This is a genomic window from Litoribacillus peritrichatus (assembly GCF_039537985.1).
In the GTDB taxonomy this organism is placed as follows: domain Bacteria; phylum Pseudomonadota; class Gammaproteobacteria; order Pseudomonadales; family Litoribrevibacteraceae; genus Litoribacillus; species Litoribacillus peritrichatus.
The window spans coordinates 282742-294073 of sequence record NZ_BAABBN010000017.1 but is presented as its reverse complement, the minus strand read 5'-3'; the positions used below and the strand labels follow the sequence as shown (position 1 = coordinate 294073).

At 48.7% G+C, this 11332-nt stretch carries 9 protein-coding genes; 4 read left to right on the top strand and 5 right to left on the bottom strand.

What is annotated here, in order from left to right:
• Window positions 1–25 precede the first annotated feature (25 nt).
• Window positions 26–634: a hypothetical protein gene (locus tag ABD744_RS22790; RefSeq protein ID WP_344800924.1), complete on the bottom strand. Its 609-nt coding sequence runs from the start codon at window positions 632–634 to the stop codon at window positions 26–28.
• A 377-nt stretch (window positions 635–1011) separates the two neighbouring features.
• Here ABD744_RS22790 and ABD744_RS22785 point away from each other — a divergent pair, with 377 nt between their 5' ends.
• Window positions 1012–2439 (top strand): PhoH family protein, encoded by a 1428-nt coding sequence (locus tag ABD744_RS22785; protein ID WP_344800923.1) that lies wholly within the window; start codon window positions 1012–1014, stop codon window positions 2437–2439.
• 43 nt (window positions 2440–2482) lie between these two features.
• Here the strand turns inward: ABD744_RS22785 and smrA are convergent, their stop codons facing one another.
• Window positions 2483–3058 (bottom strand): DNA endonuclease SmrA, encoded by a 576-nt coding sequence (smrA, locus tag ABD744_RS22780; RefSeq protein ID WP_344800922.1) that lies wholly within the window; start codon window positions 3056–3058, stop codon window positions 2483–2485.
• A gap of 212 nt (window positions 3059–3270) precedes the next feature.
• Between smrA and ABD744_RS22775 the strand changes: the two genes are divergently transcribed.
• Window positions 3271–4539, top strand: coding sequence for an FAD-dependent oxidoreductase (locus ABD744_RS22775; RefSeq protein ID WP_344800921.1), 1269 nt, complete (start codon window positions 3271–3273; stop codon window positions 4537–4539).
• A 12-nt stretch (window positions 4540–4551) separates the two neighbouring features.
• Here the strand turns inward: ABD744_RS22775 and ABD744_RS22770 are convergent, their stop codons facing one another.
• Window positions 4552–5178 carry a class II aldolase/adducin family protein gene (locus tag ABD744_RS22770; protein ID WP_344800920.1) on the bottom strand — a complete coding sequence of 209 codons (627 nt, stop codon included), beginning with the start codon at window positions 5176–5178 and terminating at the stop codon, window positions 4552–4554.
• A gap of 171 nt (window positions 5179–5349) precedes the next feature.
• On the opposite strand from ABD744_RS22770, the gene ABD744_RS22765 reads away from it, so the two are divergent.
• A complete protein-coding gene (locus tag ABD744_RS22765) occupies window positions 5350–6204 on the top strand; it encodes an alpha/beta fold hydrolase (protein ID WP_344800919.1) in 855 nt (284 codons plus the stop codon).
• Between the two features lie 76 nt (window positions 6205–6280).
• On the opposite strand, the gene ABD744_RS22760 is transcribed toward ABD744_RS22765, so the two are convergent.
• Both ABD744_RS22760 and ABD744_RS22755 read right to left on the bottom strand, forming a co-directional pair.
• Entirely contained in the window at window positions 6281–8281 is a 2001-nt protein-coding gene (locus tag ABD744_RS22760; protein WP_344800918.1) for a methyl-accepting chemotaxis protein, read from the bottom strand.
• Between the two features lie 108 nt (window positions 8282–8389).
• Window positions 8390–10126 carry an ABC transporter substrate-binding protein gene (locus ABD744_RS22755; protein WP_344800917.1) on the bottom strand — a complete coding sequence of 579 codons (1737 nt, stop codon included), beginning with the start codon at window positions 10124–10126 and terminating at the stop codon, window positions 8390–8392.
• Window positions 10127–10437: 311 nt separating this feature from the next.
• On the opposite strand from ABD744_RS22755, the gene ABD744_RS22750 reads away from it, so the two are divergent.
• The gene (locus ABD744_RS22750; protein WP_344800916.1) at window positions 10438–11307 is read left to right on the top strand and encodes a methyltransferase domain-containing protein; all 870 of its coding nucleotides are present in this window, start codon (window positions 10438–10440) and stop codon (window positions 11305–11307) included.
• Window positions 11308–11332 lie beyond the last annotated feature (25 nt).

The following is an 11332-nucleotide window of genomic DNA, read 5'->3' as shown; positions in this document are numbered from 1 at the left end:
TATTCAAACATCCGTAAACCTGCTTTTAACTGAACTTAGCACTCATACCATTAGTATCTGGTTCTGTCTTTTCATTTACAGCAGATCGACCTTTCAACTTCACTAAATCCGCTTCCAATTGTTTAATGTCGCGTTTATAAGAGATAATGATCGGAACGACCTCTTTATGCAAACACCAATCGCCTTTTGGGTTCTCACGCGGCACCACCGCCGCTGACCCGACGTTGGTTTCGGCATTAAACCGGGTTAACTCACCCGACACTTCCGTCAGCTCCGCTTTTTCTTTCTTTAACTGCTCAACCGTCGCCATCAGTACCGCATTTTTATGAGCAAAATCATCGTTCTGGCTGCGCAACATCTCCAGTTCACGTCGCATCGCTTCAACTTCTGCGCTGTCTGCCAGATTTTCAACCGAGTTTTCTTGCTGGGCTTCTTCAAGCTGAGATTCCACCGTCTGTAGACGGTCTTTTAAGACTTCAAAGTCACCGAGCATGGATTGCAAACGACTTTCAATCGAATCCACAGAGCGGGTACTTTCTTCTTTAACTTCAGAAAACTCCCCAACCAGTGAGTCAATACGACCAGCCTCTTTTAAAACCCGGCTGGCCACTTTTTTAAGCATATCTTCTTCCATGACTGTTCCTGCAGCAGACATATGACTATTGTTAACCTCTCCTCAGTGTGACCATAGACTTATAATTAAGCCATGAAAAACGCAGGACATCACCGAGACTCATTCAAATGAGTTTCCTTACAATAAGCTTATAAGCGGATGACCGACGTCCTTGTTACACTCCGCTGAACGGGTGTAAAACTTGACCGAAATTCTGTAACAACTAAAGTATAGTTAAGTTATCAAATTTATAAGGATTAAATTTGATGGTTTGGCGGATGTTCATTGTTTCGTCACTTTTTGAGCTGTCGTACATATCTTTGTATGAAATCGTAATGAAACCGTCACATCGGCCTTTCAGACTCAGTTAGGAATCTCAACGAACAGGGCCGTTAATTATGACTAAAACAACACGCCTTAATTCTGTAAACCGAACGCCCACGCCTGATCTCAAGTCGAAAATCTACGTTCTGGACACCAATGTCCTGATTCATGACCCAAACTCCGTGATGAACTTTGATGAACACCAGGTGGCCATCCCCATCACAGTGCTGGAGGAACTGGATAAACTCAAATCCAGCAAACACACAGCCTCTGCTGACTGCCGGCAAGTGATACGAAAAATTGATGAGCTGATCGGTAATGCGCCACCCGATCAGGTCGAACGAGGCGTTCCGATTCACCGGCCGGATCATCAGAGTAAAGGCAGCATCGCCATCTTCATGACCGCCCCGGAATCCAACATTTCCTCGCTCAGCCAGCCTCTACCGAACGACCTCAACGACAACAAAATCATCAATCAAATCGTCCAGTTTCAACAACACGCCCCCCACAAAGAGTTCATTCTGGTCACCAAAGACATCAACATGCGTCTGAAAGCACGGGGCTGCGGCTTACAGGCCGAGGATTACCATACAGATCAACTGGTCTCCGACATCGACTTGTTGCCGCAAGGTTTTGTTGAGCTGGAAGGTTCCTTCTGGGACTCCATCAGTAACGTCGAAACCCTGACGGAGGGCAAGCGCACCAGACACATCATTCCGAAAGACACGCTGGAATACGATATTTATTACAACCAGTTCCTGGTGGATGCCTACGGTTTCATCGGTAAAGTGGTTAATATCACGCCTGAAACCATCACGCTGGAAGACATGTCCAAAGATAAACTGATGGCAAGAGAGGCTTGGGGGCTCACCCCGAGAGACATCTACCAGGCATTATCGTTGAACCTGTTATTGGACCCGGACATACATCTGGTCACCTTAACCGGCAGTGCCGGATCAGGAAAAACGATTCTCGCGCTGGCGGCCGCCATCGAACAAACCATGATCTCCAAGTTGTACCGACGCATCATCGTCACCCGAACCATTCAGGGACTGGACGAAGACATCGGATTTCTTCCCGGCACAGAAGAAGAAAAAATGGAACCCTGGCTGGGAGCCATCTCGGATAATCTGGAAGCGCTGCACAACGAAGACGAATGCACCGACGGCAGCCTGGATTATCTGCTGCAAAAAGTGCCTCTGCAGTTTAAATCCCTCAACTACATGCGGGGCCGCAGTTTTCAGCAAAGCATTATATTAATTGATGAGTCTCAAAATCTGACACCGCATCAGATCAAGACCATCATTACCCGTGCCGGCACAGGCAGTAAGGTCGTGTGCTTAGGCAATTTGTCTCAAATCGATACCGCTTACATGAACCCGATCAGTTCAGGCTTAACGTATCTGACGGCGCGATTCCGCCAGTTCCCGTTGGGTGGCACCGTCCAACTGCAAGGTGTCCCCAGATCCCAGTTGGCCGAATTTGCCGAACAGAACTTATAAACCCACCTGGAGAACCAACCCAAGTAAGCCGCTAAACCGCCGCTTACTTGGGGCGGTTTTTTAACCGGTTTTTATCTTTTTCCCGCTCACTTTTCTTGAGCAACACATACACAGCGCCGACGCCACCGTTCTGACGCAACGCACTGTGAAATGCCAAAACCTCAGGAATTTCACGCAGCCATTTATTGGTGTAACTTTTCAGTAACGCCCTGGGCTCTTCCCGCTCTCCTTTGCCATGGACAATGATGCCCGTGCGAATGTCGTATCTAAGGCAGTCCGCTATGAACTCAAACACCGCAACCCTGGCTTGCTCCACCGTGTGGTGGTGCAAATCCAAACGTGCATCCATGGTGTATTTACCTTGGCGCAGTTTCTTATAGACTCCCTCCTGTACGCCGTCTTTTTTGAACCACAAAGGGTCGTGTGGCTCAACAAAATCAATGAACTCGGTCTCTGAAGTCAGAAAGTTGAGGTCTTTCGGAGTCTCCGCCACCGCCGCTTGTTTGCGGATCAGCAGACCCGGAGTCATCTCTTTCTCTTTTTTTATCTGGGCTTTATTTTGTTTTTTAAGAGGCTGAACATCCCCGACTTCTTTCATAAAATCACTCATATCGTCCATAGACGCGCCTCCTCTTTATTGCTGTTTTTATTGAGTGCGCTGTTTAAGCCAGCCACCGCTGATCTAAAACAACACCGCCTTATCATTAAGGTCTTAACATAAGGGCTTTAACATACCCGTTAGACAAATTTTACCGCATTTGTTTCTAAGATCGTTACCCTTAAAGTAAAAGGTGGTAGCATCCACAACATTGCACAAAGGGATTAACATCAATGAATAAGCCAACGTTAGCCGTCATTGGCAGTGGGATTGCGGGCTTATCCGCCGCCTGGTTACTGAAAGATAAATTTCAGGTTACTCTGTTTGAACGACATAAAGCCCCAGGAATGGGCGCGTATTCGGTCAACGTTGGCGAAGAAAACACCCCCGTTCATATTGATATTCCTTTGCGAATCATAACCTCTGGTTACTACCATGAGCTATTCAAACTCTATCAGACCATTGGGGTCGAAATTGAACGAACCGACCACGCTGGCGCATTTTTTGATGCTTCAGGGGAACAGGTTTTTCACTACAAAAACTATCAGTTCGGCCAACGCAGCTACTCGTTTGTCAGCGGTCCCAACCGGTTTACCCGCAGCAATATTTCCCATGCCTTGGAGGCGGTGGAGTTTTTAAAACGTATTGATCGTGGTTTTCACTGGAACCTGGCGAACCAAACCTTTGGTGACTTCTTAAAGCAAGCGGGCTACAAGCACTCGTCTTTCGTACGCTGGGTTCTGATGCCAATGCTTTCCACCATTTGCACTTGCGATTACAACAGCATTTACCAATACCCGGCCAAAATCATTCTTGATTACCTCACCTGCGGCGTGTCCAAGGAAGGAGTCTGGAAAGCCAAATACGGCGTGCCCGACATAGTAAAGCGATTAACCACAGGCTATCAGGTAAAGACCGAAGCAGACATTCAGGCCATCTCCATGGCAGGCCCGACCCCCACCTTAACCCTGGCCAACGGAGAACAATTCAGTTTTGATCAGGTGGTAGTCGCAACCCAGCCACAACACGCAGCCCAAATGATTCAGGCCGACCTGCCCGAAACAGCGCAGGATTTGGCAGCGATTCCCTTTGAACAAAGCGACATGGTGGTGCACCGGGATCAGAGTATTTATCCGGTGCATTGGCGAAAATTGTCTCCGGTCTGTTACTCCATCGACAAACAGCAACAACGGCCAATGGCGACGGTGTGTCTGAATAAGTCCATGCCTTCTGTGAAAGATTGCCAGCCGGTCTTCCAGACCTGGCACCCAACCATCAGAATCAACCCCGATAAGATCCTGGCAACCGCGACGTTCGAACGACCTTTAATGAATTTTGAGTCAATTCGTCGCATCAAAAACATCCAAACCACTATGACCCAAAACCAAAATACACTCTGGTTCTGTGGCTCTTATTTGGGAGGAGGCATACCATTACTGGAAGCTGGGGTTCGTTCCTCATTACGCGTGGCCAATGCCCTAGGCGTGGAAACGCCCTGGTAGAACAGTCTCGATTTAGACCGTCAGTGCAGACAAATAAGCCTCTATCATCAGCTGCACAGCTTGCTTGCCGGTGGGGGCGTAACTGACAACGCCATCCTGGTGGCCTTTCATCACAAATATGCCTTGCTCTGGCCGTTCAAAAGACTGACACAATGTCATCACGGCATCCGCCATTTCGGGCGTTCCATAGGGGATGTCTGCCGCCGTAAACGGCATATCCAGTCGATCGCTATGCGTCCATATCTCCGGATTATGGGCATGCACCACCCAATGAACACGGTCTGACATTTGGTAAATAGCCGAATGGGTCATCGACTCAGAAGACGGCGGCATCGCTCCCGTCGACGTTAAACGATTTTCTGCCAGGCTCGCGTCAGAGACCAACGCAAAATGTTTCGGCTGCGATGCTTCCACACCACTGGTCTGGGAAGCACTGATCAGAAACTGCATGCCAGAATGGCGAGCACTGATGTTGCCATAACCGTAGCCCATATAGCGGTTTGGGTCCTGCCCTAAAAAATTCAGCTTACGACACAGATCCCGCCACATCATCAACTCATTCAGTATCTCATCACACGCCGGCGGGTCGGATGGTTCATGATCCATCGTAAACTTAATCACACCTTCGATTTCTGACATTCTACGTTCCCCGATCTTCCTTGAGAGTTATCACTGACCACTTCTTTGTATTAGACAACGCTATGTATTCGACAACGCTTTCCGTTCACGGCCAGTCTTTCAGTAACTAGGCAATCCCATCAGAATGGCTTAGGCTACAACCACGAACACACACATCATAACAGGATTATTATGAGTTCATCGGCGAAACCCAAATTCTCGGTTTATTCCACCAGCACCCAACCACCCATGCATTTTTCGGGCGCAAATGGATTTCCCGTTCGCTGTTACGAGCCATTATTAACCGCATTAAGCCAGCGGTTCTCCATCACCAGTTTATGGCACGCAGGACTTTGGCCCGGAGCCGACGAACCCAACACAAGGTGGTGGGCTGATGAAGCCGATGCTTTAATCAGCCATTTAAAAAAGCAGAATACCGGGCCGGTAATAGGCGTCGGGCACTCCATGGGAGCCAACATCACACTATTAGCGGCCGCCAAATCGCCCACTCTGTTCTCTGAATTAATTTTAATTGAACCTGTCATGGTGAGTCGTTTTCATGCTTTTTTATTCCGGTACGCCCCCCAAAGCTGGCTGCAGAAACAAGAACCTGTCGCCAGTGCCTTGGCGGCACCCACCTCTTGGTCAACGCCCGAACTGGCGTATCAGCATTTCCGGGGGCATCCGGCATACAAAAGAATGCCGGATCAAACATTAAAAACTATGTTGAAAGGCTTAATAGACAACCACCAAGGGAAAACGTCATTGGTTTACCCGAAAGACTGGGAAATACATAATTATCTTCAGGTGCGCCCCATTTTAAATGCGTTCCAAACACTGAAAACCCCAACGGTTTTTATTCGGGGTAAATCCTCACTGTTTGTTCACGATAAATCCTGGCAGGCCATGCTTCGGATGAAACCCGACACCCTTTGTTTTCGGGAAATGGAGTACGGACACTTACTGCCACTGGAAGCACCGGGGTTAACCCGGCAACTGATATTTTCAGGACTCACTAAACTCAGACAAGCCCATTCCGAGCCATAAACCAAACGAAGCTTTTATGCTGCGTTCACAACCTGGCAGGCTGTAGATTTTCACCATCGAGGCAGGGCAAACAGCGCTACACTTTAAAACGGTTGGTCATCTTGGTTAACTGGTCAGCCAGTTCGGCCACCTTCAAACTGGTTTCTGAGTTTGCTTCGGCACCGGCAGCGGCGGTGCCAGACAAATCACTGATGTGGTTCACATGACGATTAATCTCTTCGGTCACGCTCACCTGTTCTTCAGCCGCCGTCGCAATTTGAATGTTCATCGACAAACATTCGTTGACGCTGTCTCTTAGCTCATTCAATAACTGATTAATTGCTTCGGCACTGGCGACGCTATGTTCCGCCCGGTCGCGACTGCCTTCCATCACACTGACCGCCTCATTGGACTTGGACTGCAAACCGGCGATCACTTTCTGAATTTCATTGGTCGCATCCTGTGTCCGTTGGGCCAAAGTACGCACCTCATCAGCCACCACCGCAAAGCCACGACCTTGTTCACCGGCTCTTGCCGCTTCAATCGCCGCATTTAATGCCAGTAAATTGGTTTGTTCGGCAATGGCTTTAATCACATCCAAAATGGAACCCACCGCCTGGCTTTCACCTTCCAGCTGCCGAACCACTTCCGATGCCGACTGGATCTCGGACGACAATTCACTGATCGCCTGACGGTTGGTACTGACCACTTGCTGGCTTTCATTCACCTTGTTATTGGCTTCCTGAGTTGAGCTTTGAGCATCGGCCGCATTTTTAGCCACCTCCTGAACCGCTGAACTCATCTCATTCAATGCCACCGCTATCTGCTCACTGCCCTCCCGCTGTTCCGCTGTAGCAGCACGGGTACTGTCTGCCTGATTCTGAAGTTGAGTTGCGGATTGAGTTAGATCTTCGGCACGATCAATGATTTTGGCCACGGTACTGCGGATGGTGCCAACAAAGTTATTAAAACTTTCGGCCATACTGGCCACTTCATCGTTACCTTTCACGTTAATGGTCCGAGTCAAGTCACCCTCCCCGGAAGCAATGTCCTCCATCCGATGTCCGGCAACAATGATGGGCTTCACTACCGAAATCAAACAAATTACTGTGGCCGCTACGGCAATTAAAAAGCCGGTCACTAAGGCAACCGAAATGGATTTATAGACATCGTATTTGGTTTCCGTCGCGCCTTCCGTCTCTTCCGCCACCACTTTACTGACCATGCGTTTGGACACTTCAAGGTACCCATTGAAGTCAGCAGCTACTTTGATGTACTCCACCTTGGCCGAAATAAAGGCTTTATTAAAATCCACCAATTTATCAAACTGTGTTCGGTGCGATTCCAACAGCGACTCTAAAACTTCGATGTAACTCTTCCCCTGATACTCACCCGACTTGATGGAGTTCTCCAACACCTCTAATTCAGCGAGAGATTCGGCCTCATCGGACAGGTCATCCCAGGCGCCTTCCATCTTGTCCAGCATCGAGTCCGGGTCATCACCGCCCAAATAACGCTGAAGATAAAAGAATCGTTTACTTAAGGCGGCTTTGGACTGGAAGAAATACGTTTGCAAATCCCATTTATCGCCCTGATCCACGCTCGGGAGTGAAAAAATCTGATTGTTATAAAACTGAACCAAGTCCATGTAGAGTTCAAACTTGTTGAATCCGGCAAAGGCTTCTTTACGTGCCGCCACATAGGCTGAATGGCTGGCCAACAATTTGGCCTGACTGGAAGAAAAATTCTTAAAGCGATTATCCAGTTCGTTAATAGTATCACCGGAGACCAGCTCATAACTTTTTAACTGACTGAACAATGATTCAGCGGTGGTTCGGCTTTTTTTCAACTCCGCCAGCTTGGTTGCCGAACCGGAGCCTAAAGACTCAATGACCTCCGTGACTAACGAAGACTGCTGTTGAAGGGTTTGCGCCAGCTCATTACTGGCCTGCGCTAACGGCCATGCCGTCTGAGATAAATAATCAACATTGTTTCCGAGTTTGACCGCGCCTCTGAGACCAAAACCACCCGCAATTAATAGCATGATAAGCACAGCGGCAAATCCACCACCAATTTTGATTCCCACCGACACTTTCATACAACAACCTCAATACTTGGATGCAGTCCCGCCGATGGTGAGTGTCATCTGAAACAATCATCAAACACCATCGGCAAGTTTTACTACGATTCAGTTATTTTTTGTTGATTAACGAGCTCGACCCGCTTTCCACGCTTCTAGTAACTTATCGTACGCTACCGTTTTTCCTTGAGGTTTTTCATTATCCAGTTTGGCTTTTGGCGCGCCCGGTTGAGCCAACCAGTATTCCGCACCTTTCAGATCCTTTTTCTTGGCCAGCTTAGGTGCGCAGGCTTTTTGAGCGCCGGATTTTTCCAGGCGACGCAGTACTTTATCCTGCTCCTTAGCAAGGCTGTCCATGGCTTCCTGAGGTGTTTTGGCACCACTGGACGCGTCACCAATGTTCTGCCACCACAAAGGCGCCAGTTTAGGATAATCCGGGATATTCACCCCGGTAGGCGTCCAGGCTGTACGTGCCGGGCTGCGATAAAACTCAACCAATCCACCCAGTTTAGGTGCGATGTCCGTCATCGCCTGAGACTGAATGTCAGATTCGCGAATCGGCGTTAGCCCCACCAGGGTTTTCTTCAAAGATACGGATTTGGACACCGTAAACTGAGCGTATAACCACGCCGCTTTACGACGATCTTCCGGCGTACTCTTCAGCAAGGTCCATGAACCTGCGTCCTGATAACCTAACTTCTGGCCTTCTTCCCAGTAAGCTCCGTGCGGAGAAGGCGCCATCCGCCACTTAGGCGAGCCATCGGCATTCACCACCGGTAAGCCCTCTTTAATCATGTCAGCGGTAAAAGCGGTATACCAAAACATTTGCTGAGCAATATTGCCTTGTGCAGGAATGGCACCCGCTTCACTGAATGTCATTTCGCGTGACCCCGGCGGTGCATACTTGTCCAGCCACTCGATGTATTTGGTAATCGAATAAACGGCTGCCGGCCCGTTGGTTGCTCCGCCCCGAGCCACTGAAGACCCTACAGGGTGACAATCTTCCATACGAACGCCCCATTCATCCACCGGGTTGCCGTTCGGAATGCCTTTATCACCGGCCCCGGCCATCGATAACCAGGCATCGGTAAAACGCCAGCCTAACGATGGGTGTTTCTTACCGTAATCCATATGGCCGTATACTTTGACGCCATCAATCTCACCCACGTCGTTGGTGAAGAACTCGGCAATATCTTCGTACGCTGACCAGTTTTCCGGGACGCCCAGCTCATACCCGTATTTCGCTTTGAACTGCGCTTTTAAATCAGCCCGTTCAAACCAGTCCGCACGATACCAATACAAGTTCGCAAATTGTTGATCAGGAAGCTGATAGAGCTTGCCATCCACCCCTTTGGTAAAGTCCAGTCCGATGAAGTCATCCAAATCCAGAGTGGGCAGCGTCACCTCTTTGCCTTCGCCCGTCATGAAGTCCGAGAGGGCCACCACTTCGCCATAACGGCTGTGTGTACCAATCAAATCAGAATCGTTAATGTATGCATCAAACAGACTTTCACCGGTGTACATTTGCTGTTGGAGGTGCTCAATCACATCCCCTTCACCGGTCAGAACATGTTCCACCTCAATGCCGGTAATCTCGGTAAAGGCTTTGGCCAGAGTTTCCGATTCATAGACATGCGTTGCAATGGTTTCGGAAACCACTTTGATTTTCATACCCTTAAATGGTTTAGCCGCATTGATAAACCAGTTCATCTCTTCCTGTTGTTGTGCCGGTGAAAGTGTTGACTGATTGAATTCCTGTTCTAACCATTTTTTTGCTGCATCCGACTGGGCATCAGCCATTGCTGAGCCACTGGCCAAAAGGGTCGCTGCAGACAGCATTTTTAGTTTCATAGAAAGCTTCATTCTTCACCCTTAACTGAACGTTATCAAACTGTGAATTACAACCCACATCTAGCGAATCTATGAACTGAAGGTTAGTCAATAACGTACATAATAATCGGCAACACAACATTCCATATATTCAACAGTCGGGTAACTGGACAGCTCGCCCGTTATAGACTATTTGTTATTTAAAGAAGACGCTTTAATAACAATTCAGCATAATAACCAGACACAAATCCTTCATGCTAAACTGGTATAGCTGTCCCTATACCATCACTGATCGAACGAGCCATCTGGCCGAATGACATGCATTGCGTTGGCGTGGAGTCTTTATGAACGGGTTTATATTTTTGGCTGGCATGACCGTCGGGGTTGTCGCCGTATTTGTTATTCAGACCTTCCGAATGAAACGGTTTGATCTCTCCGACGAAATACTCAATTTGTCCCCAGCCAAGCATCACTGGGGCAATTTAGGTTATTGGGAAAATACTCAGGACTACCAAACTGCCTGCCAGCAACTGGCAGTCAAAGTTGCCGATGCAGCAGGTTTAAATAACGAGTCAGAACTGATCGACATTGGCTTCGGCACCGGCGAACAGTTGCTGCTTTGGCACCAGCGCTATCAGGTTAAGCACATTACAGGCGTCAACACCTCACAAGCGCAGGTCGGCTTGGCCCAACAAAAGATAAAGCACCATAATGTCAGTGCATTTCTGCATCACTTTGATCACAGTGCGGTCAACACCCAGCCGGATCGTAGCTTCACTCACTTGCTGTCGGTGGACGCCGCCTACTTTTTCAACGACAAAGAGCAGTGGTTCAAACAAAACCTCCGAATCCTGAAACCCGAAGGGGCGATGGTGGTGACCGACATGGTGATGCCTCAACAACCCAGCGACCTGTTACAGGAATTCATCATGCGGCTAGCGTTGTGGCTATGCGGTATACCGAAAGAAAATGTCATTACCCTGGACGACTACCAAAAACAATTGGCGGAGGCCGGATTCAGTCAGGTCGAAACCGAGGATCTGTCCGAATTCGTCATGGATGGCTTCGCTCACTGGTTGCCCACTTACCAAGCCAGCTTTGCAGGCCTTAAGGATGCACCCATCTGGCATAAATACACCGGTACCGCGCGCCTGTTAAGCTGGCTCAGAAAACACGACCTGTTGCGCTACTACCTCATTAAAGCAAAACGTTAAACCAAAAATTGATTATTTCGCGTAC

Coding starts and splice junctions, on each gene's coding strand:
- ABD744_RS22755 (WP_344800917.1), bottom strand. CDS start 10,126: ATGAAGCTTTCTATGAAACTAAAAATGCTGTCTGCAGCGACCCTTTTG.
- ABD744_RS22750 (WP_344800916.1), top strand. CDS start 10,438: ATGAACGGGTTTATATTTTTGGCTGGCATGACCGTCGGGGTTGTCGCC.
- ABD744_RS22785 (WP_344800923.1), top strand. CDS start 1,012: ATGACTAAAACAACACGCCTTAATTCTGTAAACCGAACGCCCACGCCT.
- ABD744_RS22775 (WP_344800921.1), top strand. CDS start 3,271: ATGAATAAGCCAACGTTAGCCGTCATTGGCAGTGGGATTGCGGGCTTA.
- ABD744_RS22770 (WP_344800920.1), bottom strand. CDS start 5,178: ATGTCAGAAATCGAAGGTGTGATTAAGTTTACGATGGATCATGAACCA.
- ABD744_RS22760 (WP_344800918.1), bottom strand. CDS start 8,281: ATGAAAGTGTCGGTGGGAATCAAAATTGGTGGTGGATTTGCCGCTGTG.
- ABD744_RS22790 (WP_344800924.1), bottom strand. CDS start 634: ATGGAAGAAGATATGCTTAAAAAAGTGGCCAGCCGGGTTTTAAAAGAG.
- smrA (WP_344800922.1), bottom strand. CDS start 3,058: ATGGACGATATGAGTGATTTTATGAAAGAAGTCGGGGATGTTCAGCCT.
- ABD744_RS22765 (WP_344800919.1), top strand. CDS start 5,350: ATGAGTTCATCGGCGAAACCCAAATTCTCGGTTTATTCCACCAGCACC.